General features: G+C 52.9%; 17 protein-coding genes and 4 tRNA genes. 19 read left to right on the top strand and 2 right to left on the bottom strand.

Translation table 11 applies throughout. The features are described 5' to 3' along the window. Positions 1-35: 35 nt before the first annotated feature. Complete coding sequence (locus QWJ10_RS22115) at positions 36-815, bottom strand: EAL domain-containing protein (protein ID WP_289929679.1); 780 nt, start codon at positions 813-815, stop codon at positions 36-38. Between the two features lie 77 nt (positions 816-892). Between QWJ10_RS22115 and QWJ10_RS22110 the strand changes: the two genes are divergently transcribed. After that, entirely contained in the window at positions 893-1,309 is a 417-nt protein-coding gene (locus QWJ10_RS22110) for a S4 domain-containing protein (protein WP_010796733.1), read from the top strand. Positions 1,310-1,317: 8 nt separating this feature from the next. Here QWJ10_RS22110 and QWJ10_RS22105 read toward each other — a convergent pair whose 3' ends face one another. Further along, positions 1,318-2,118, bottom strand: a complete 801-nt coding sequence (locus QWJ10_RS22105; RefSeq protein WP_289929678.1) for a phosphatase PAP2 family protein — start codon at positions 2,116-2,118, stop codon at positions 1,318-1,320. A 92-nt stretch (positions 2,119-2,210) separates the two neighbouring features. Between QWJ10_RS22105 and hslO the strand changes: the two genes are divergently transcribed. The 18 genes from hslO (at position 2,211) to fusA (ending at position 21,771) form a co-directional block, all read left to right on the top strand. Further along, positions 2,211-3,104: an Hsp33 family molecular chaperone HslO gene (gene hslO / locus QWJ10_RS22100; RefSeq protein ID WP_074821755.1), complete on the top strand. Its 894-nt coding sequence runs from the start codon at positions 2,211-2,213 to the stop codon at positions 3,102-3,104. A gap of 118 nt (positions 3,105-3,222) precedes the next feature. Further along, positions 3,223-4,764, top strand: a complete 1,542-nt coding sequence (locus QWJ10_RS22095) for a phosphoenolpyruvate carboxykinase (protein WP_125888626.1) — start codon at positions 3,223-3,225, stop codon at positions 4,762-4,764. Between the two features lie 223 nt (positions 4,765-4,987). Continuing rightward, positions 4,988-5,072: transfer RNA gene (locus QWJ10_RS22090), tRNA-Tyr, on the top strand. Positions 5,073-5,094: 22 nt separating this feature from the next. Then, positions 5,095-5,168 (top strand) — tRNA-Gly (locus QWJ10_RS22085). A 14-nt stretch (positions 5,169-5,182) separates the two neighbouring features. Then, positions 5,183-5,258 (top strand) — tRNA-Thr (locus QWJ10_RS22080). 81 nt (positions 5,259-5,339) lie between these two features. Beyond that, a complete protein-coding gene (tuf, locus tag QWJ10_RS22075; protein ID WP_010796738.1) occupies positions 5,340-6,533 on the top strand; it encodes an elongation factor Tu in 1,194 nt (397 codons plus the stop codon). Between the two features lie 54 nt (positions 6,534-6,587). Further along, a tRNA-Trp gene (locus tag QWJ10_RS22070) sits at positions 6,588-6,663 on the top strand. 36 nt (positions 6,664-6,699) lie between these two features. Further along, on the top strand, positions 6,700-7,068 hold the full coding sequence (gene secE, locus QWJ10_RS22065; protein WP_019366107.1) for a preprotein translocase subunit SecE: 369 nt from the start codon (positions 6,700-6,702) through the stop codon (positions 7,066-7,068). 9 nt (positions 7,069-7,077) lie between these two features. Continuing rightward, positions 7,078-7,614 (top strand): transcription termination/antitermination protein NusG, encoded by a 537-nt coding sequence (gene nusG, locus QWJ10_RS22060; protein ID WP_074830397.1) that lies wholly within the window; start codon positions 7,078-7,080, stop codon positions 7,612-7,614. Between the two features lie 113 nt (positions 7,615-7,727). After that, positions 7,728-8,159: a 50S ribosomal protein L11 gene (gene rplK, locus QWJ10_RS22055; RefSeq protein ID WP_010796741.1), complete on the top strand. Its 432-nt coding sequence runs from the start codon at positions 7,728-7,730 to the stop codon at positions 8,157-8,159. Next, on the top strand, positions 8,159-8,854 hold the full coding sequence (gene rplA, locus QWJ10_RS22050) for a 50S ribosomal protein L1 (RefSeq protein WP_010796742.1): 696 nt from the start codon (positions 8,159-8,161) through the stop codon (positions 8,852-8,854). The genes rplK and rplA overlap by 1 nt, the downstream gene beginning before the upstream one ends. Before the next feature lie 192 nt (positions 8,855-9,046). After that, entirely contained in the window at positions 9,047-9,547 is a 501-nt protein-coding gene (gene rplJ, locus QWJ10_RS22045) for a 50S ribosomal protein L10 (protein ID WP_010796743.1), read from the top strand. 78 nt (positions 9,548-9,625) lie between these two features. Continuing rightward, the gene (rplL, locus tag QWJ10_RS22040; protein ID WP_010796744.1) at positions 9,626-9,994 is read left to right on the top strand and encodes a 50S ribosomal protein L7/L12; all 369 of its coding nucleotides are present in this window, start codon (positions 9,626-9,628) and stop codon (positions 9,992-9,994) included. Between the two features lie 224 nt (positions 9,995-10,218). After that, the gene (gene rpoB, locus QWJ10_RS22035) at positions 10,219-14,292 is read left to right on the top strand and encodes a DNA-directed RNA polymerase subunit beta (protein ID WP_122043688.1); all 4,074 of its coding nucleotides are present in this window, start codon (positions 10,219-10,221) and stop codon (positions 14,290-14,292) included. A gap of 64 nt (positions 14,293-14,356) precedes the next feature. After that, positions 14,357-18,559, top strand: coding sequence for a DNA-directed RNA polymerase subunit beta' (gene rpoC / locus QWJ10_RS22030; protein WP_289929677.1), 4,203 nt, complete (start codon positions 14,357-14,359; stop codon positions 18,557-18,559). 149 nt (positions 18,560-18,708) lie between these two features. Further along, on the top strand, positions 18,709-19,080 hold the full coding sequence (rpsL, locus tag QWJ10_RS22025) for a 30S ribosomal protein S12 (protein WP_010796747.1): 372 nt from the start codon (positions 18,709-18,711) through the stop codon (positions 19,078-19,080). Between the two features lie 96 nt (positions 19,081-19,176). Continuing rightward, positions 19,177-19,650: a 30S ribosomal protein S7 gene (gene rpsG / locus QWJ10_RS22020; RefSeq protein ID WP_010796748.1), complete on the top strand. Its 474-nt coding sequence runs from the start codon at positions 19,177-19,179 to the stop codon at positions 19,648-19,650. A gap of 18 nt (positions 19,651-19,668) precedes the next feature. Beyond that, the gene (fusA, locus tag QWJ10_RS22015) at positions 19,669-21,771 is read left to right on the top strand and encodes an elongation factor G (protein ID WP_010796749.1); all 2,103 of its coding nucleotides are present in this window, start codon (positions 19,669-19,671) and stop codon (positions 21,769-21,771) included. The last annotated feature ends 9 nt before the right edge of the window (positions 21,772-21,780 follow it).

The raw sequence follows: 21,780 nt of genomic DNA, 5'->3' as shown, positions 1-21,780 counted from the left end.
TCGAGTGTGTCCAAGCGTAATCCTTGAAGTCGGGATCAATGTCCCCATATCTGCTTATCGATGGAGGCCAGCGCATTGAACGCAGGCTTGGCAAACCAGTAACCCTGCATCAACGTGATACCAATGTCACGCAGGCAATCACGCTCAGCAGCGGTTTCAATACCTTCGGCAATGATCTGAATGTTCAACTCCGTACATATGGAGACGACGCCTCGAACAATGGCCTGTCGGACTCGATCATGATCGATATTGCGAATCAAGGCCATATCCAGCTTGATCAGATCCGGTTGAAAAGTGGCTAGCAGGTTCAAGCCTGAATGTCCGGCACCAAAGTCGTCAATCGCCGTCATGAAGCCGAACTGCCGATATTCTTGCAGGATATGCGTTAGATGCTGGCTATCACCAATATGCTCGCTTTCAACTGTTTCAAAAATAAGATTGCTCAACGGAAAGTCATGCCGTTTGGCCGTCTCCAGTGTGCTGCGAATGCACAGCTCCGGTCGATAGACGGCATTTGGAAGAAAGTTAATGGAAAGTTTTTCCTTCATTCCAAGCTTTGCTGCGCCTGAAATCGCCTTGGTGCGGCATAACTGATCGAAACGATAGCGGTTATGCGCATCCACCCGCTCAAGCACTGAAAGCGCACCCTGGCCTTCCGGGCCGCGGACCAGCGCCTCATGAGCAAAGATACTGCGAGTGGTTACGTCAACAATGGGCTGATAGGCAAAGGCGAAATCGAACCCAAGGGGTTCACTCTGGTGGCAGCCTTGGCAGCGCATAGGGTTGGTTAATTCTTCAGGAAAGAAGGTCTTCATGATCGTACCGTTAGAATGCCCGTAACCAGCCCTGGTCTAATGGCAAAAATTGATAAGTATTCGGAGCGTTTTCGTTAATGACGTCTATTCAAGATATAGATGAAAAAGTCCGCCTGGATAAGTGGCTGTGGGCTGCACGGTTCTTCAAGACACGAGCACTGGCCAAGGCTGCCATAGAAGGAGGCAAGGTTCAGTGTCGGGGTGAGCGGTGTAAGCCCAGCAAAGAACCCAAGGTTGGTGATGAGCTGACGATTCGTCAGGGGTTCGATGAGAAGACCGTCATAGTCCTCTCCCTGTCTCAACAGCGTCGCGGAGCACCCGAGGCCCAGTTACTGTATCGGGAGACAGAGGAAAGTCTTGAGCGTCGCGAGCGGGCTACGGCCATGCGCAAGGCGGGAGCGCTTGGGTTGGCAACGGATGGAAGGCCAACCAAGAAGCAGCGCCGTCAGATTCATCGATTCCGGGGCGACGCTGATTCTCGGGCCAATGACTAGATGAGCACTCAGTAGTGCTTGACCAGGCTCATCTGCCGGATAAGAGGAATATGAGCTGCTACACGAAACAGCGGCGCAGTTAAACGAAGGAACATGCGGCTACCGGCATTGGCCAGCGGCGTATAAAACCCCCAGGCCATTGCCAGTAGTGCAACGGCAATACCGCCCATATAGTCATCCGAAGCCCAGTGAGCACCGGCGACCAGGCGCGGCATCATGAAAAGCATTACCAGTAGCCAAGTGACGACAAGTTGTAATGGGTTGCGCGTAAAAGCCGTTAGAAAGAGGCCCCAGAGCAGAAGAACCGAAGCATGATCCCCTGGAAAGCTGGCGCCGGATCGATCCTTGAGCTCCCAGGCCTTTTCCCAGGACTGGAAGTAATCGCTCATGTGAATGGCATACGTCAGCATGTCGGATGGACTGGCATGCTGCAGGCCGGCGGCTTCGATAGCCTTGGTGAACAGGTTGCGGATCAGCAGCAAGGCTAGCAGTACCGTAAGCAAGCCGAAGAAGGCGCTACGGACCTGCTCTGGTTTGAACACCCAATTCCCACGTATCGTAAGTGTGAGAAGAATGATGCCCACAACGATGTCGAATGGTCTCAGGCTGGCAACAGCCCAGACGTGTAGCCAGACCGTATTGCTTTCCAGCGGTGCGTTCAGCGCACGGAAGAGGTGCGCATCCAGATCCAGAAGAGTGGTGCGTACGGAAGGGATAAGCCAGAGAATAATCAACAGCAGCGCCACGAGGTGGCTGATTAGAAATGCTCGCCATTGCCACTTGGCTTGGAAGAGTGTGGCATTGTCCATAGAATGAAATGAATCCATATGAATAAAAAGCGTGACCGCACGGGAGTGTTGTCACGCTTTTGTCATTTTCCCTATTCAAGCGTACTTTTGTCATGACCCCATTCGATTACACACAGCGTTTCCTGTTTGAAGACACCGACGTTCGCGGCGAACTTGCATTGCTTGAAAGAAGCTATGTAGAGGTGCTTGCCAAACACCCTTATCCGGAACCCGTCGCGCAGCTGTTGGGTGAAATGCTTGCAGCAGCTGCCTTGCTGTGCGGCACGCTCAAGTTCGACGGTCTGCTGGTATTGCAGGCACGCTCCAGCGGTGCGATTCCTCTATTGATGGTGGAGTGCTCGAGCGCCCGAGAGGTACGCGGTATCGCCCGCTACAATGCCGACGACATCGCTCCTGATGCCACGCTGAAAGATCTGATGCCCGAAGGTATTCTTGCCATCACGGTCGATCCGACCAACGGTCAGCGTTATCAAGGGATCGTTCCTCTCGAAGGCCAGACGCTCGCTGAATGCCTTTCAGGCTACTTCGCCACGTCCGAGCAGCTGCCTACCCGCTTCTGGCTCAATGCCGATGGACGGCGCGCTCGAGGGCTCCTGCTCCAACAGCTGCCAGCGGACAAACACAAGGACAAAGAGTCGCGCGACGCCAGCTGGGAGCACCTTACAACGCTTGGCAATACGCTGACTGCAGAAGAGCTGTTGGGGTTACCCAACGAAACGGTACTTCATCGCCTCTATCATGAAGAAACCGTCAGAGTCTTTGATCCTCAAATCGTCGAATTCCATTGTGGCTGTTCTAGGGAACGTTCTGCCAATGCGCTTGTCTCTGTGGGCCAGGAAGATGTCGAACTGCTATTGCAGGAGCAGGGTGGTCAGATAGAAATCGACTGCCAGTTCTGCAATCAGCGATACCTGTTCGACGCTGCCGATGTCGCGCAGATTTTTGCAGGCGGTGGAAGCCAAACACCGCAAGAAACCCGTCACTAAGCATTGCATTCAGGAATAGGCTTTCTGGCATAATCGCGCGACTTCGTTTTTTATGTAGCCAAACTCGGGTTAAGCTACAAAACGCAAAAGGACCGGCCGAGGGCCGACGGGGAACTACATGACGCAAGCCAACGTTTATACCGATATTAGCGCCGCGCAGCTGGTAGAAGAGGCGCTTCGGCGCGGCGAGGGTGAGTTAGCCGCCAATGGCTCTCTTGTAGTCAAGACTGGACATCGCACCGGCCGCTCGCCAGCCGACCGCTTCATTGTTGAAGAGTCGTCTACCCGTGATGCCATCGATTGGGGTTCTATCAACCGTCCTTTTCCAGCGGAAAAGTTCGATGCGCTATGGGATCGCGTTTCAACCTATGTAGGTGAGCGGGATCACTTCGTTTCGCATGTGCATGTAGGCTCCGATCCAGAGCACTACCTTGCAGTCAAGATGACTACGGAAACCGCCTGGCACAACCTGTTTGGCCGTTGCCTGTTCATCAACCCGGAAAGTTACAACCCTCAGTCCCGCCAGGAGTGGGAAATCCTTAACGCCCCTTGGTTTGTCTGCGAACCGGAGCGTGATGGAACCAATTCCGATGGCACCGTCATCATTAACTTTGCTGCTCGCAAGGTATTAATCGCGGGCATGCGTTATGCCGGTGAAATGAAGAAGGCCATGTTCTCGGTGCAAAACTTCCTGCTGCCTGAGCATGATGTACTTCCTATGCACTGTGCGGCCAACATGGGCGAAGAGGGCGACGTTACGCTGTTCTTTGGCCTGTCGGGAACAGGTAAGACGACGCTATCTGCCGATGAAAGCCGTTACCTGATCGGTGACGATGAGCATGGCTGGGGTGTCGGCACCGTCTTTAATATAGAAGGCGGCTGCTACGCTAAGTGTATCGACCTGTCCGAAAAGAATGAGCCTGTCATCTGGAAAGCCATTCAGTTCGGCGCTGTGCTGGAAAACGTGGTGCTTGATCCACAGTCTCGCCTGCCAGACTACTCGGACGATAGTCTGACCCAGAACAGCCGGGCGGCCTATCCTCGTGAGTTGATTGAAAAGCGTGCGGAACTGAACCGCGGTGGCGAGCCTAATGCGGTAATCTTTCTCACCTGCGATCTGACGGGTGTGCTTCCTCCTGTATCTATCCTTAATAACGAGCAGGCGGCTTATCATTTCCTTTCGGGTTACACTGCGCTGGTGGGTTCTACTGAAATGGGATCGGGGGCTGGCATCAAATCCACTTTCTCTACCTGTTTCGGCGCACCCTTCTTCCCGCGCCCGGCGGCCGAGTACGCTGAGCTTCTCATCAAGCGTATCAATGGGTTCGGCTCCAAAGTTTACCTGGTGAACACCGGGTGGACCGGGGGCGGTTACGGTGTAGGCAAGCGCTTCAATATCCCAACGACACGAGCAGTGATTGCCGCTATTCAAAGTGGGGCGCTGGTCGATGTTGAGACCGAGCATTTGCCCATTATCAACCTTGATGTTCCCAAGGTCGTAGCTGGTGTCGATACTGCATTGCTCAACCCGCGTAACACTTGGGAAGATAAAAATGCCTATGATGAATCGGCGAAGGCGCTGGCAGGCAAGTTCATCGAGAACTTCAAAAAGTTCAGTGGCGTCTCCGAAGCGATCAAGGCGGCTGGTCCACAGTTATAATCGTTAGGCTGAAAACAAAGGGTCGCTTAAGCGACCCTTTGTTTTTTAAGAAAAAATTTAAGAAAAACGCATTTAATGATTGCATGTGAAAAATTAAATGCATAAAATGCGCCCGCCTTGAACATGTAAGTCCACTGGTTGGCGGTCAAGGCAACGTAAGTTGAGGAAAAGTAAGAAAATCCTTGACACGACGGCAGCAGGCAAATAGAATGCTGCCTCCTTTGGAGGGATTCCCGAGCGGCCAAAGGGATCAGACTGTAAATCTGACGTCTACGACTTCGAAGGTTCGAATCCTTCTCCCTCCACCAAATTGCAAGAGCTACAGGCTCTGCGGGTATAGTTTAGTGGTAGAACCTCAGCCTTCCAAGCTGATGATGCGGGTTCGATTCCCGCTACCCGCTCCAGTTTGTTGTAGTTTGCTCATGTAGCTCAGTTGGTAGAGCACACCCTTGGTAAGGGTGAGGTCAGCGGTTCAAATCCGCTCATGAGCTCCATTATTAAGGGCAGATATGAGAATATCTGCCTTTATTTTATGGCGGCGTTACTTGCTCAATTCTTGATGGGAGAGAGTGTCGATGGCTAAAGAAAAATTTGAACGTAACAAACCGCACGTCAACGTCGGCACCATCGGCCACGTCGACCATGGTAAGACAACGCTGACTGCAGCACTGACCAAGGTTTGCTCTGAAACTTGGGGTGGTTCTGCTCGTAACTTCGACCAGATCGATAACGCTCCGGAAGAAAAAGCGCGCGGTATTACCATTAACACTTCCCACGTTGAGTACGATTCGGCCACTCGCCACTACGCTCACGTTGACTGCCCTGGCCACGCTGACTATGTGAAGAACATGATCACCGGTGCTGCGCAGATGGACGGTGCGATCCTGGTTTGCTCGGCAGCTGACGGCCCCATGCCGCAGACTCGTGAGCACATCCTGCTGTCCCGTCAGGTAGGCGTTCCTTACATTGTTGTGTTCCTGAACAAGGCCGACATGGTTGACGACGCTGAGCTGCTCGAGCTGGTAGAAATGGAAGTTCGCGATCTGCTGAACACCTATGACTTCCCAGGTGACGACACTCCGATCGTTGTAGGTTCCGCGCTGATGGCGCTGGAAGGCAAAGACGACAACGAAATCGGTGTTTCTGCTGTGCGTAAGCTGGTTGAAACTCTGGATGCTTACATCCCTGAGCCAGTTCGTGCAATCGACCAGCCGTTCCTGATGCCGATCGAAGACGTATTCTCCATCTCTGGTCGCGGTACTGTAGTAACAGGCCGTGTTGAGCGTGGTATCGTCAAGGTGGGTGAGGAAGTTGAAATCGTAGGTATCAAAGCTACGACCAAAACTACCTGCACCGGCGTTGAAATGTTCCGTAAGCTGCTAGACGAAGGTCGTGCAGGTGAGAACGTTGGCGCCCTGCTGCGTGGTACCAAGCGTGAAGACGTTGAGCGTGGTCAGGTTCTGGCCAAGCCGGGCACCATCAAGCCGCACACCAAGTTCGAGTGCGAAGTGTACGTTCTGTCCAAGGAAGAAGGCGGTCGTCATACTCCGTTCTTCAAGGGCTACCGTCCTCAGTTCTACTTCCGTACTACTGACGTGACTGGTAACTGCGAACTACCGGAAGGCGTTGAGATGGTAATGCCGGGCGACAACATCAAGATGGTTGTTACCCTGATCGCTCCGATCGCCATGGAAGAAGGTCTGCGTTTCGCTATTCGCGAAGGCGGCCGTACCGTAGGCGCCGGCGTGGTTGCCAAGATCGTCGAATAAGTTCTTGATCTTGGGTTGTTAGGCCGGCATAATAGTCGGCCTGATTTAAGTTACAGGCCAGTAGCTCAATTGGCAGAGCGGCGGTCTCCAAAACCGCAGGTTGGGGGTTCGATTCCCTCCTGGCCTGCCAGATTTAATCTGGCATTTCCTGACAGGATTTCAATTGATGAGCGTCAAGGCGGAAGCCAAAGAGTCACGCTTCGATGCGATGAAGTGGCTTGTGGTCGTCTTGCTGGTAGCAGTAGGTGTTGTTGCTAACCACTACTACTCAGCCCAGCCGATCCTGTATCGCGTTATCGGTTTGCTGGTTCTGGGTGCTGTAGCTGCTTTCGTTGCATTACAGACTGTCAAAGGGCAAGCGTTTTTCACGCTGCTCAAAGAGGCGCGCACCGAGATTCGTAAGGTTGTCTGGCCAAGTAGGCAAGAGACAACTCAGACCACATTGATTGTGGTTGCAGTAGTGCTGGTCATGGCGCTGCTGTTATGGGGATTAGATTCCCTGCTCGGATGGCTTGTTTCCATGATCGTAGGTTAAGGGTTCGCCGTGGCTAAGCGTTGGTACGTAGTGCATGCATACTCGGGTTACGAGAAGCATGTCATGCGCTCTTTGATTGAGCGCGTCAAGCTTGCCGGAATGGAAGATGAGTTCGGCGATATTCTGGTTCCCACTGAAGAAGTAGTGGAAATGCGTAATGGCCAGAAGCGCAAAAGCGAACGTAAATTCTTTCCAGGTTATGTGCTCGTTCAGATGGAGATGAACGAAGGTACATGGCACCTCGTTAAAGATACCCCGCGGGTTATGGGTTTTATTGGTGGGACGGCTGATAAGCCAGCACCGATTACTGATCGTGAGGCAGAAGCGATTCTTCGTCGTGTTTCCGACAGTAGTGATAAGCCCAAGCCGAAAACACTGTTTGAGCCAGGTGAGACTGTTCGTGTTATCGATGGTCCGTTTGCTGACTTCAATGGTGTTGTCGAAGAAGTGAATTACGAAAAAAGCCGGATTCAAGTGGCTGTCCTGATTTTTGGACGTTCTACGCCGGTTGAGCTGGAATTCAGTCAGGTCGAAAAAGTCGTCTAACTGATGCCTGGTCCCATACCCCGCAGTTTAGGCTGCGGGGTTTTGTCGTCAGTGGGATAAGGTGAATCAAACCGGGGAGCCTTAAGGCGTTAGACCCGTCATTGGAGTAGCAAATGGCTAAGAAAATCCAAGCTTATATCAAGCTGCAAGTTAAAGCGGCCCAAGCTAACCCGAGCCCGCCAGTAGGTCCGGCGCTGGGTCAGCATGGTGTGAACATCATGGAATTCTGTAAGGCATTCAACGCCCGTACCCAAGGTATGGAACCAGGTCTGCCTACTCCGGTAATTATTACCGTTTACAGTGACCGTAGCTTCACGTTTGAGACCAAGAGTACTCCTGCTTCCGTTCTTCTGAAGAAGGCTGCGGGCATTCAGAGCGGTTCTAGTCGTCCTAACTCTCAGAAAGTCGGCACCGTAACGCGTGCTCAGCTTGAAGAGATTGCTAAGACCAAGAATGCTGATCTGACTGCTGCTGATATGGATGCAGCTGTACGTACTATCGCTGGCTCTGCGCGTAGCATGGGCCTCAATGTGGAGGGCGTGTAATGGCCAAGCTCACTAAGCGTCAAAAGGCTATTGCTGCCAAGATTGAAGCAGGCAAGCAGTACAGCTTTGAAGAGGCTGCTGCGCTTCTGTCTCAGCTGTCCACTGTAAAGTTCAAAGAGTCGGTAGACGTTTCAGTTAATCTGGGCGTTGATCCTCGTAAATCTGACCAGGTTGTTCGTGGTGCTACCGTTCTGCCAAACGGTACTGGCAAGAGCGTCCGTGTAGCCGTGTTTACTCAGGGCCCCAATGCTGAAGCAGCGCTGGCTGCTGGTGCAGAAAAAGTGGGTATGGACGACTTGGCTGCCGAGATGAAAGCTGGCGATCTGAGCTATGACGTCGTGATTGCTTCTCCAGATGCAATGCGCGTAGTAGGTCAGTTGGGTCAGATCCTTGGTCCTCGTGGTCTGATGCCTAACCCCAAAGTTGGCACTGTGACTCCGGACGTTGCTACTGCAGTCAAGAACGCAAAGGCCGGTCAGGTTCGTTTCCGTACCGACAAGAACGGCATCATCCATGCCTCCGTTGGCAAGGTTGATTTCGAACCCGTTAAGCTTAAGCAGAACGTTGAAGCGCTGCTGGCTGACCTGAAGAGACTCAAGCCGTCTACTTCCAAAGGTATTTATGTCAAGCGCGTGACTCTGAGCACCACTATGGGCCCAGGTCTGCAGATTGATCAGGCTTCCCTGGAAGCCTAAGTGATTCGAGCGAAGCACTGCTTCGCTCTCTTATTGGGGTCCCTGCCTGGCGGGGGCTGTCCAAGACCGTAGGTGACGAAAGTCTTAAATTAAGCCTACGCAGATGGTGCTCCCGATTCGGTTACCGAGTCAGACACCAAAACGACGTCCGGCTTAGGTTGGGCGATACGGTAACATCCAGGAGTAAAACCCGTGGCAATTAAACTCGAAGACAAGAAGGCTATCGTCGCTGAAGTCAACGAGGCTGCCCAAAGTGCCCTGTCTGCTGTCGTGGCTGATGCCCGTGGCGTGACAGTAGGTGCAATGACCGGACTCCGTAAAGAGGCCCGTGCGGCTGGTGTTTACGTGAAAGTTGTGCGTAACACACTGCTGCGTCGCGCTGTTGAAGGTACTTCGTTTGACGTACTGAACGACGCGTTCAAAGGCCCGACCCTGATTGCTTTTTCCACTGAACATCCGGGCGCTGCTGCTCGCATTTTCAAGGAATTCGCCAAGGGTCAGGACAAGTTCGAGATCAAGGCAGCCGCGTTTGAAGGCAAGCTGATCCCAGCTAACCAGATCGACGTATTGGCAACTCTGCCAACCTACGACGAAGCTGTGTCCCAGCTGATGAGCGTTATCCAGGGCGCAACCAGCAAGCTGGCTCGTACTCTGGCAGCTATTCGCGACCAGAAAGAATCTGCTGCAGCCTAAGGCTAAGCATCTACTTTCTCGCTTTTTTGTTTAATTCTAGTGGCTACGAAGCCCCTAAACGATACAGGAATTAGAGTCATGGCTCTGACCAACGAAGATATCATCAACGCCGTATCCGAAATGTCCGTCATGCAAGTGGTCGAACTGATCAAGGCGATGGAAGAGAAGTTCGGTGTAACTGCTGCTGCCGCTGTAGCTGCTGGTCCGGCTGCTGCCGCTCCTGCTGCTGAAGAGCAGACTGAATTCACTATCATGTTGACCGAGGCTGGCGACAAGAAAGTGAACGTCATTAAGGTCGTTCGTGAACTGACTGGTCTGGGCCTGAAAGAAGCCAAGGCAGTTGTTGACGGCGCTCCTGGCGTTGTTAAAGAGGGCGTTTCCAAAGAGGAAGCCGAGGCTGCCAAGAAGTCTCTGGAAGAAGCTGGCGCCAAGGTCGAGCTCAAGTAAGCTCAGACATTGCGTCTACAGCCTGAGCGTTAAAGTTCGGCTGATGGCTGGTGGCAATAGCCACCGGCCTTTTTCTGTTTCGATGCAGCCCGGTCGGGCTTGTGATCAAATAGAAATAAAGAAGGCCATCATAGGTGATGGCGCAAACGATAACGTTTGCAAGATTTTCCGGCTGCTCCCGTCGGAGAGGCCAAACAAGCAGGTGACCAAGCTGGGGAACGCTGATGGCTTACTCATACACTGAGAAAAAACGTATCCGCAAGGACTTTAGCAAGTTGCCGCACGTTATGGACGTGCCGTATCTATTGGCTATCCAGCTGGATTCGTATCGCGAATTCCTGCAGGCGGGCGCAGGCAAAGATCAGCTCCGCGATATCGGTCTGCACGCGGCCTTCAAGTCCGTTTTCCCGATTATCAGTTATTCCGGCAATGCTGCCTTGGAATATGTCGGTTATCGCCTTGGCGAGCCGGCGTTCGATGTTAAAGAATGTGTTCTGCGCGGCGTGACATTTGCTGTTCCGCTGCGAGTAAAAGTGCGCCTGATTATTTTTGATCGTGAGTCGTCCAACAAGGCGATCAAAGACATCAAGGAGCAAGAAGTTTACATGGGGGAAATTCCCCTGATGACAGAAAACGGCACCTTCATTATCAATGGTACCGAGCGTGTCATCGTTTCCCAGTTGCACCGTTCTCCTGGTGTCTTCTTCGATCACGACCGTGGTAAGACCCACAGCTCCGGTAAGCTGCTGTATTCCGCTCGTATTATTCCTTACCGTGGTTCTTGGTTAGACTTCGAGTTTGACCCCAAGGACAGCGTATTTGTTCGTATCGACCGTCGCCGCAAGCTACCTGCGACCGTTCTGCTGCGCGCGCTTGGTTACGGTACTGAAGAAGTGCTGGATATGTTCTACGACACCAACGTATTCCACATCAAGGGTGAAACCTTGAATCTGGAATTGGTGCCGCAGCGTCTGCGTGGCGAAATTGCCAGCTTTGATATTAAGGACAATGCAGGCAAGGTGATTGTAGAGCAGGGACGTCGTGTTACTGCGCGCCATATCAATCAGCTTGAAAAATCAGGTATTACCGAGCTGGAAGTGCCATTCGATTATGTTATTGGCCGTACTACTGCCAAGGCGATCGTGCATCCTGCTACTGGTGAAATTATTGCCGAGTGCAATACCGAGTTAACCCTCGATATGCTGGCAAAAATTGCAAAGGCAAATGTCGTCCGCATCGAAACGTTGTACACCAACGACATTGACTGTGGTCCGTTTGTTTCCGATACGCTGAAGATCGATTCCACAACCAATCAACTCGAAGCATTGGTTGAAATCTATCGTATGATGCGTCCAGGCGAGCCTCCAACCAAGGAAGCTGCTGAGACACTATTTAACAACCTGTTCTTCAGCGCCGAGCGTTACGATCTATCTGCCGTTGGCCGTATGAAGTTCAATCGTCGTATCGGCCGTGACGAAATCGAAGGCCAGGGTGTACTGAGCCGCGAAGACATCGTTGACGTGCTCAGAACGCTGGTAGACATTCGGAACGGTAAAGGTATCGTCGATGATATCGATCACTTAGGTAACCGCCGTGTACGTTGCGTAGGTGAGATGGCTGAAAATCAGTTCCGTGTTGGCCTGGTGCGTGTTGAGCGCGCGGTCAAGGAACGTCTATCGATGGCCGAAAGTGAAGGACTGATGCCGCAAGACCTGATCAATGCAAAGCCGGTGGCTGCTGCGATCAAGGAGTTTTTCGGATCGAGCCAGTTGTCTCAGTTCATGGATCAGAACAACCCGCTTTCTGAGATCACGCACAAGCGTCGTGTCTCAGCACTCGGCCCGGGTGGTTTAACACGGGAGCGTGCGGGCTTTGAGGTTCGTGACGTTCATCCGACTCATTACGGTCGCGTATGTCCGATTGAGACACCAGAAGGCCCGAACATTGGTCTGATCAACTCGCTGGCAACCTATGCACGCACGAATCAGTATGGTTTTCTGGAGAGTCCTTATCGCGTAGTCAAGGATGCCGTGGCCTCTGATGAGATTGTGTTCCTGTCAGCGATCGAAGAAGCCAATCATGTAATCGCTCAGGCCTCTGCGGCTCTGGACGAAAATAACCGACTGGTCGATGAGCTTGTAGCGGTACGCCATCAGAACGAATTCACGGTTAAGAGCCCGGAAGACGTAACTCTGATGGATGTGTCACCTAAGCAGGTGGTTTCCGTTGCTGCTTCGCTGATTCCTTTCCTCGAGCACGATGATGCGAACCGTGCCCTTATGGGTTCGAACATGCAGCGTCAGGCTGTTCCGACTCTGCGCTCGGACAAGCCGCTAGTCGGAACGGGTATGGAGCGTAACGTAGCACGCGACTCTGGTGTTTGTGTTGTGGCACGTCGAGGCGGTGTGATCGACTCCGTTGACGCAAGCCGTATCGTGGTGCGCGTTGCTAATGCCGAAGTTGAAACGGGCGAGGCGGGTGTAGATATCTACAACCTGACCAAATATACCCGCTCCAACCAGAACACCTGCATTAACCAGCGTCCGCTGGTAAATAAGGGTGACGTCATTGCGCGTGGCGACATCCTGGCTGATGGCCCGTCTACCGATATGGGTGAGCTGGCACTAGGTCAGAATATGCGCGTTGCGTTTATGACCTGGAACGGCTTCAACTTCGAAGACTCGATCCTGTTGTCTGAGCGCGTTGTGCAGGAAGACCGCTTTACTACGATCCACATTCAGGAGCTGACCTGTGTGGCTCGTGATACAAAGCTCGGCCCAGAAGAAATCACTTCTGATATCCCGAACGTAGGCGAGGCAGCGCTTAACAAGCTTGATGAAGCCGGTATTGTTTACGTTGGTGCCGAGGTGCAGGCAGGTGACATTCTGGTCGGTAAGGTAACGCCGAAAGGTGAAACCCAGCTGACTCCAGAAGAAAAGCTGCTACGTGCCATCTTTGGCGAAAAGGCGTCCGATGTTAAGGATACTTCCCTGCGCGTACCAACGGGTACCAAGGGTACGGTCATTGATGTACAGGTCTTTACCCGTGATGGGGTAGAGCGTGACTCTCGTGCACTGGCAATCGAGAAGTCCCAGCTCGACGAGATTCGCAAGGACCTCAATGAGGAGTTCCGTATCGTTGAAGGTGCCACCTTCGAGCGTCTGCGTCAGGCACTTGTAGGTCAGGTTGCGGATGGCGGACCGAATGTCAAAAAGGGTTCTGTCATTACTGACGAGTACCTGGATGGTCTGGAGCGTGGCCAGTGGTTCAAGCTGCGTATGGCAGAAGATGCACAAAACGAGCAGTTGGAAAAGGCTCAAGCCTATCTATCCGATCGCCGTCAGCTCTTGGACGACAAGTTCGAGGACAAAAAGCGCAAGCTGCAGCAAGGCGATGACCTGGCACCTGGCGTCCTTAAGATCGTGAAGGTTTACCTGGCAATCCGTCGCCGTATCCAGCCTGGTGACAAGATGGCAGGTCGTCACGGTAACAAGGGTGTGGTATCGGTCATCATGCCGGTTGAAGACATGCCTTACGATGAGACGGGTACTCCGGTTGACATCGTATTGAACCCGCTGGGTGTTCCGTCACGGATGAACGTTGGTCAGATTCTTGAAACGCACCTAGGCCTTGCTGCTAAGGGGTTGGGCGAGAAGATCAATCGCATGCTTGAAGAGCAACGCAAAGTAGCTGAGCTGCGTAGTTTCCTGCATGAGCTCTATAACGAGATCGGTGGCCGCCAGGAAAACCTGGATGAGCTGAGCGACGAAGAAGTGTTGCGTTTGGCTAAAAACCTGCGTGGTGGCGTGCCGATGGCTACGCCGGTCTTCGATGGTGCCAAGGAACGTGAAATCAAGGCTATGCTGAAGCTGGCTGATCTGCCCGAAAGTGGTCAGATGCGCCTGTTTGACGGCCGTACCGGTAATCAGTTCGAGCGTCCGGTTACTGTCGGCTACATGTATATGCTGAAGCTCAACCACCTGGTCGATGACAAGATGCATGCCCGTTCCACAGGATCGTATAGCCTGGTTACTCAGCAGCCGCTGGGTGGTAAGGCGCAGTTCGGTGGACAGCGTTTCGGAGAGATGGAGGTCTGGGCGCTGGAAGCTTATGGTGCCGCCTACACCCTTCAGGAAATGCTGACGGTCAAGTCGGACGATGTGAATGGCCGGACCAAGATGTACAAGAACATCGTGGACGGAGATCATCGTATGGAGGCCGGTATGCCGGAGTCCTTCAACGTACTGATCAAGGAAATTCGCTCGCTCGGTATCGATATCGAATTGGAAACCGAATAACACGCGACGCCAAGAAGGCATGGCCGTCAAGGCGGTCATGCCTGGTCCGTGAGGAGGAAAGGCCTTGAAAGACTTGCTGAATCTGTTGAAAAACCAGGGTCAACTCGAAGAGTTCGATGCCATTCGTATCGGTCTGGCCTCGCCCGAGATGATCCGTTCCTGGTCCTTTGGCGAAGTGAAGAAGCCCGAGACCATCAATTACCGTACGTTCAAGCCTGAGCGTGATGGTCTTTTCTGTGCCAAGATCTTTGGTCCAGTAAAGGACTACGAGTGCCTGTGCGGAAAGTACAAGCGCCTTAAGCACCGTGGCGTTATTTGTGAAAAGTGTGGTGTAGAAGTTGCGCTGGCCAAAGTGCGTCGTGAGCGCATGGGTCATATTGAGCTGGCGTCCCCAGTTGCACACATTTGGTTTCTGAAGTCACTGCCGTCCCGTATCGGCCTGCTGCTGGACATGACTCTGCGGGATATCGAGCGAGTGCTCTATTTCGAGAGCTACGTTGTCATCGATCCGGGCATGACCACGCTTGAAAAATATCAGCTGCTCAACGACGAGCAGTACTTTGAAGCTCTTGAAGAGTTCGGTGACGATTTTGACGCCCGCATGGGCGCCGAAGCGGTTTTCGAATTGCTGGGCGGCATTGATCTGGAGCACGAAATTGGCCGTCTGCGCGAAGAAATTCCGCAAACCAATTCTGAAACCAAGATCAAGAAGCTATCCAAGCGCTTGAAGCTGATGGAAGCCTTCCAGGGCTCCGGCAATAAGCCTGAATGGATGGTCATGACGGTGCTGCCCGTTCTGCCTCCAGATCTGCGTCCGCTAGTTCCGCTGGATGGCGGCCGTTTTGCAACGTCTGATCTAAACGATCTTTATCGTCGCGTTATCAACCGTAATAACCGACTGAAGCGCCTGCTTGATCTGTCTGCGCCCGATATTATCGTGCGTAACGAAAAGCGGATGTTGCAGGAGGCGGTTGACGCACTGCTGGATAATGGCCGTCGCGGTCGCGCAATCACGGGCTCTAACAAGCGTCCGCTGAAATCGCTGGCTGATATGATCAAGGGTAAGCAGGGCCGCTTCCGTCAAAACCTGCTGGGTAAGCGCGTGGACTATTCAGGCCGTTCGGTTATTACCGTAGGTCCGACCTTGCGTCTGCATCAGTGCGGTCTGCCCAAGAAAATGGCGTTGGAGCTATTCAAGCCATTCATCTTTGGCAAGCTGGAAGCTCGCGGTATGGCGACTACCATCAAGGCCGCCAAGAAAATGGTTGAGCGTGAGCTGCCTGAGGTCTGGGACGTTCTCGCCGAGGTCATTCGCGAACACCCTGTATTGCTGAACCGTGCTCCGACATTGCACCGTTTGGGTATTCAGGCGTTTGAGCCTGTGCTCATTGAAGGCAAGGCGATTCAGTTGCATCCATTGGTGTGTGCGGCTTATAACGCTGACTTCGATGGTGACCAGATGGCCGTCCACGTGCCGCTGACACTGGAAGCTCAGCTGGAAGCTCGCGCATTGATGATGTCGACCAACAACATCCTGTCGCCTGCTAATGGTGAGCCGATTATTGTGCCGTCGCAGGACGTGGTGCTGGGCCTCTATTACATGACGCGCGAGGCGGTGAACGCCAAGGGTGAAGGTCGTATATTTGCTGACCTGCAAGAAGTCGATCGCGTATTCCGCGCTGGCGAAGCTGCGCTGCATGCCAAGATCAAGGTTCGTATCAATGAAAAGGTGAAGCAGAAGGACGGCTCTGTCGTTAGCAACACCCGTATCGTTGATACGACAGTAGGTCGTGCCTTGCTGTTCCAGGTTGTTCCTGCCGGTTTGCCGTTCGATGTCGTAAACCAGTCCATGAAGAAAAAGGCGATCTCCAAACTGATTAACCATTGCTATCGCGTGGTAGGTCTAAAGGATACCGTCATTTTTGCAGACCAACTCATGTACACCGGTTTCGCCTATTCGACCTTGTCGGGCGTTTCCATTGGCGTGAACGACTTCGTTATTCCAGACGAGAAGGCTCGTATCATTGATGCCGCTACGTCTGAAGTAAAAGAGATCGAAAGCCAGTATGCCTCTGGTCTGGTTACTCAGGGTGAGAAGTACAACAAGGTGATCGACCTTTGGTCGAAGGCTAACGACGAAGTATCCAAGGCGATGATGACCAATCTCTCGAAGGAGAAGGTGATCGATCGTGAGGGTAAGGAAGTTGATCAGGAGTCATTTAACTCCATGTATATGATGGCTGACTCAGGTGCGCGGGGCTCCGCTGCACAGATTCGTCAGTTAGCCGGTATGCGTGGTTTGATGGCCAAGCCTGATGGCTCCATCATCGAGACGCCTATTACTGCGAACTTCCGTGAAGGTCTGAACGTACTCCAGTACTTCATTTCCACGCACGGTGCACGTAAAGGCTTGGCGGATACCGCCTTGAAGACTGCGAACTCAGGTTACCTGACTCGCCGTCTGGTTGACGTTGCGCAAGACTTGGTTGTAACCGAAGTCGACTGTGGTACCGAGCATGGCCTGGTTATGACGCCGCACATCGAAGGTGGCGACGTGGTCGAGCCGTTGGGCGAGCGCGTCCTTGGTCGGACCATTGCACGTGATGTCTTCAAGCCCGGTGCGGATGACGAAGTCATTGTTCCTGCAGGCACTCTGGTAGATGAGCGTTGGGTTGAGTTCCTCGAGCTGAATAGCGTAGACGAGGTAGTGGTTCGCTCTCCAATTACCTGCGAAACACGTCATGGTATCTGTGCCAAGTGCTACGGCCGTGATCTGGCTCGCGGACATCAGGTTAATATCGGTGAGGCGGTTGGTGTTATTGCTGCTCAGTCGATCGGTGAGCCTGGTACACAGCTGACCATGCGTACGTTCCACATTGGTGGCGCGGCCAGCCGTACATCCGCAGCGGACAATGTTCAGGTGAAGAACGGCGGTACCATCCGTCTGCATAACCTGAAACACGTTGAACGCGCTGACGGTGCGTTGGTTGCTGTATCCCGTTCCGGTGAGCTAGCTATTGCGGATGACTTTGGTCGTGAACGTGAGCGCTATCGTCTGCCGTACGGTGCAGTAATCTCTGTCAAGGAAGGTGACAAGGTTGAGCCGGGTGCTGTGGTGGCCAAGTGGGATCCGCATACCCACCCGATCGTAACCGAGATGGACGGTACCGTAGCCTTTGTCGGCATGGAAGAAGGTATCACGATCAAGCGTCAGACCGATGAGTTGACAGGTTTGACCAATATCGAAGTATTGGATATCAAAGATCGTCCAAGCTCCGGTAAAGACATTCGTCCGGCTGTAAAGTTGATTGATGCAAATGGTCGCGACTTACTGTTGCCAGGTACTGACGTACCAGCCCAGTACTTCCTGCCGCCCAATGCATTGGTTAACCTGAACGATGGTGCCAAGGTTCATGTGGGTGACGTCATTGCACGTATCCCGCAGGAAACATCGAAGACCCGAGATATTACGGGTGGTCTGCCGCGTGTGGCTGACCTGTTCGAAGCGCGTCGTCCAAAAGAGCCGGCTATTCTTGCGGAAATCAGCGGTACGATTTCTTTTGGTAAGGAAACAAAAGGCAAGCGTCGTTTGGTAATTACGCCTACCGACGGTAGTGAGCCGTACGAGGAGCTAATTCCTAAGTGGCGTCACCTTAACGTCTTCGAGGGCGAGCAGGTGAGTCGCGGTGAGGTTATCTCCGATGGCCCAAGCAATCCGCATGACATCCTTCGGTTGTTAGGCGTAAGTGCGCTGGCGAAATACATCGTGAACGAAATTCAGGATGTATATCGTCTGCAAGGCGTGAAGATCAACGACAAGCACATTGAGACCATCCTGCGCCAGATGCTGCGCAAGGTGGAGGTAAGTGAAGTTGGTGATTCAAGCTTCATCAAGGGTGATCAGATGGAGCTGACCCAGGTGCTGGAAGAAAATGAGCGCCTGGTTGCAGAAGATAAGTTCATTTCCAAGTACGAGCGTGTGCTGCTGGGTATCACGAAGGCATCCTTGTCAACGGAGTCCTTTATTTCGGCAGCTTCCTTCCAGGAGACAACGCGCGTTCTTACTGAGGCGGCGGTAACAGGTAAGCGTGACTTCCTGCGTGGCCTGAAGGAGAACGTTGTTGTGGGTCGTCTGATTCCGGCGGGTACTGGTCTGGCTTATCACAGCGAGCGCAAGCGTCAGCGGGAAATTGGCAAGCCTCAGCGTGTGAGTGCGAGCGAGGCGGAAGCTGCGCTGACCGAAGCGTTGAACTCAAGTGGTAGCTAAGCAGTAAATCAAACGAAGCTTGGCCGAGTGGTCAGGGCTTCGTATTGACGGTGCGGGAGAACCTCTTTAGACTTTCGTACCCCGAAAATTGGCAGGGCCCATGGTCCTGCCATTTCGTTTGTGTCGTAAGACAATCAGTGGAGCTATAGATGGCAACTATCAACCAGCTGGTGCGTAAGCCGCGCAAGCGTCTCGTCGAAAAGAGCGACGTGCCTGCGCTGCAAAACTGCCCGCAACGTCGTGGTGTTTGCACCCGCGTATATACAACTACCCCTAAGAAACCTAACTCGGCACTGCGTAAAGTATGCCGTGTGCGTTTGACAAACGGCTTCGAAGTGACTTCCTACATTGGTGGTGAAGGTCACAACCTGCAAGAGCACAGCGTGGTACTGATCCGTGGCGGTCGTGTAAAGGACCTTCCGGGTGTGCGCTACCACACTGTACGCGGCTCTCTGGACACCTCTGGTGTTAAAGACCGTAAGCAGGGTCGTTCTAAGTACGGCGCGAAGCGTCCGAAGTAATCTATTCTTTTTGTTCGAGTCGATAAGAGTAAGGTCAGGCGTAACCTGCTTGTTACAGTCCTGAGCTAACCTGAAGACCGTTTTGAGGGCTTATCAATGCCAAGACGTCGTGTAGCGGCCAAGCGCGAAATACTTGACGATCCAAAATACGGAAGCCAGATCCTGGCCAAGTTCATGAACCACGTAATGGAAAGCGGCAAGAAAGCCGTTGCTGAGCGTATCGTTTATGGTGCTCTGGACAAGGTCAAAGAGCGTTCCAAGAATGCCGACCCCCTGGAAGTTTTCGAAAAAGCGCTCGACGCCATCGCTCCGCTGGTCGAAGTGAAGTCCCGCCGTGTAGGCGGTGCTACCTACCAGGTGCCGGTCGAAGTTCGTCCGTCCCGTCGTAACGCTCTGGCTATGCGCTGGCTTGTGGACTCTGCGCGTAAGCGTGGTGAGAAGTCCATGGCTCTGCGCCTGGCAGGAGAGCTCATGGATGCATTCGAAGGCAAGGGCGCCGCAGTCAAGAAGCGCGAAGACGTGCATCGCATGGCAGAGGCCAACAAGGCCTTCTCGCACTACCGCTTCTAATCAAGCGAGGACCTTATCGTGGCTCGTACTACCTCAATTAATCGCTACCGTAATATCGGTATCTGCGCCCACGTGGACGCAGGTAAAACGACTACCACGGAGCGTATTCTGTTCTACACCGGCGTGAACCATAAGATGGGTGAGGTTCATGACGGCGCAGCTACCATGGACTGGATGGTTCAGGAGCAGGAGCGTGGTATTACCATTACTTCTGCTGCTACCACAGCGTTCTGGTCCGGCTCCACTAAGCAGTATGACAAGTACCGCGTAAACATTATTGATACCCCTGGTCACGTTGACTTCACTATTGAAGTTGAGCGTTCCTTGCGTGTGCTGGACGGTGCTGTTGTTGTTTTCTGCGGTACTTCGGGTGTTGAGCCTCAGTCTGAAACTGTATGGCGTCAGGCTAACAAGTACGGTGTTCCGCGTATTGTCTACGTCAACAAGATGGACCGTGCTGGTGCCAACTTCCTGCGTGTTGTTGAGCAGATCAAAAAGCGTCTAGGTCATACACCTGTCCCGGTTCAGCTGGCTATCGGTGCTGAAGATAACTTTCAGGGTCAGATTGACCTTCTGAAGATGAAAGCGATCTTCTGGAACGATGATGACCAGGGCATGACCTATCGCGAGGAAGAAATTCCTGCAGAGCTTCAGGACTTGGCCGACGAGTGGCGCTCCAACATGGTTGAAGCAGCTGCTGAAGCTAACGAAGAGCTGATGAACAAGTACCTGGAGGAAGGTGAGCTGTCGATCGAAGAGATCAAGGCTGGCCTGCGTCAGCGTACTATCGCATGCGAAATCGTTCCGGCTGTGTGTGGTTCCTCCTTCAAGAACAAGGGCGTTCCACTGGTTCTTGATGCCGTGATTGACTTCCTGCCGGCTCCGACAGAAATTCCTGCGATCAAAGGTGTCCATCCGGACAACGAGGAGCAGGAAGATGAGCGTCATGCTAATGACGAAGAGCCCTTCTCTGCTCTAGCGTTCAAGATTGCCACCGACCCGTTTGTAGGTACGCTGACTTTTGCGCGCGTTTATTCTGGTGTTCTGAATTCCGGTGATTCGGTTCTGAACTCTGTGAAGGGTAAGAAAGAGCGTGTGGGTCGTATGGTGCAGATGCACGCGAACACCCGTGAAGAGATCAAGGAAGTTCGTGCAGGTGACATTGCTGCTCTGATTGGTATGAAGGATGTTACTACGGGCGATACTCTTTGCTCGCTAGAAAAGCCGATTATCCTTGAGCGTATGGACTTCCCTGAGCCGGTAATTTCGGTTGCGGTTGAGCCGAAGACCAAGGCTGACCAGGAGAAAATGGGTATTGCATTGGGCAAGCTGGCCCAGGAAGACCCGTCTTTCCGAGTTAAGACCGACGAAGAGTCTGGTCAAACCATTATTTCCGGTATGGGTGAGCTGCACCTGGATATTCTGGTTGATCGTATGAAGCGCGAGTTTGGTGTTGAGGCTAACATCGGCAAGCCTCAGGTAGCCTACCGTGAAACTATCCGGAACAAGTGCGAAATCGAAGGTAAGTTCGTTCGCCAGTCCGGTGGTCGTGGTCAGTTCGGTCACTGCTGGATTCGTTTCGCCCCGGCTGATGAAGGTCAGGAAGGTCTCGAATTTACCAGTGAGGTAGTGGGTGGTGTGATTCCGAAAGAATACATCCCTGCTATTCAGAAGGGCATCGAAGAGCAGATGAAAAACGGTATCGTTGCCGGTTATCCGCTGCTTGGCCTGAAAGCAACTGTATTCGACGGCTCTTATCATGACGTCGACTCCAACGAAATGGCGTTCAAAATCGCTGCTTCGATGGCGACCAAGCAGTTGACCCAGAAGGGTGGTGCTGTTCTGCTTGAGCCAATCATGAAGGTCGAGGTGGTAACGCCTGAAGACTACATGGGCGACGTAATGGGTGACCTGAACCGTCGTCGCGGCCTGATCCAGGGTATGGAAGATACTGTATCCGGTAAGGTGATTCGTGCTGAAGTTCCGCTGGGCGAGATGTTTGGCTACGCTACTGATGTGCGTTCCATGTCTCAAGGTCGTGCTAGCTACTCCATGGAGTTCGCCAAGTACGCTGAAGCGCCATCGAACATCGCCGAAGCTATTATCAAGAAACAAGCTTAATAAACGCTT

Origin of the sequence: Pseudomonas sp. WAC2 (assembly GCF_030403525.1) — a bacterium.
GTDB classification, from domain to species: domain Bacteria; phylum Pseudomonadota; class Gammaproteobacteria; order Pseudomonadales; family Pseudomonadaceae; genus Chryseomonas; species Chryseomonas luteola.
This window is presented reverse-complemented; position numbering and strand designations above follow the sequence as displayed.

What these genes read in the sequence shown, in the direction of transcription:
- rplL (WP_010796744.1), top strand. Translation starts at nt 9,626, where the DNA reads ATGGCTCTGACCAACGAAGATATCATCAACGCCGTATCCGAAATGTCC.
- QWJ10_RS22105 (WP_289929678.1), bottom strand. Translation starts at nt 2,118, where the DNA reads ATGGACAATGCCACACTCTTCCAAGCCAAGTGGCAATGGCGAGCATTT.
- hslO (WP_074821755.1), top strand. Translation starts at nt 2,211, where the DNA reads ATGACCCCATTCGATTACACACAGCGTTTCCTGTTTGAAGACACCGAC.
- QWJ10_RS22110 (WP_010796733.1), top strand. Translation starts at nt 893, where the DNA reads ATGACGTCTATTCAAGATATAGATGAAAAAGTCCGCCTGGATAAGTGG.
- secE (WP_019366107.1), top strand. Translation starts at nt 6,700, where the DNA reads ATGAGCGTCAAGGCGGAAGCCAAAGAGTCACGCTTCGATGCGATGAAG.
- rpsL (WP_010796747.1), top strand. Translation starts at nt 18,709, where the DNA reads ATGGCAACTATCAACCAGCTGGTGCGTAAGCCGCGCAAGCGTCTCGTC.
- QWJ10_RS22115 (WP_289929679.1), bottom strand. Translation starts at nt 815, where the DNA reads ATGAAGACCTTCTTTCCTGAAGAATTAACCAACCCTATGCGCTGCCAA.
- QWJ10_RS22095 (WP_125888626.1), top strand. Translation starts at nt 3,223, where the DNA reads ATGACGCAAGCCAACGTTTATACCGATATTAGCGCCGCGCAGCTGGTA.
- tuf (WP_010796738.1), top strand. Translation starts at nt 5,340, where the DNA reads ATGGCTAAAGAAAAATTTGAACGTAACAAACCGCACGTCAACGTCGGC.
- rplA (WP_010796742.1), top strand. Translation starts at nt 8,159, where the DNA reads ATGGCCAAGCTCACTAAGCGTCAAAAGGCTATTGCTGCCAAGATTGAA.
- rpsG (WP_010796748.1), top strand. Translation starts at nt 19,177, where the DNA reads ATGCCAAGACGTCGTGTAGCGGCCAAGCGCGAAATACTTGACGATCCA.
- rplK (WP_010796741.1), top strand. Translation starts at nt 7,728, where the DNA reads ATGGCTAAGAAAATCCAAGCTTATATCAAGCTGCAAGTTAAAGCGGCC.
- rpoB (WP_122043688.1), top strand. Translation starts at nt 10,219, where the DNA reads ATGGCTTACTCATACACTGAGAAAAAACGTATCCGCAAGGACTTTAGC.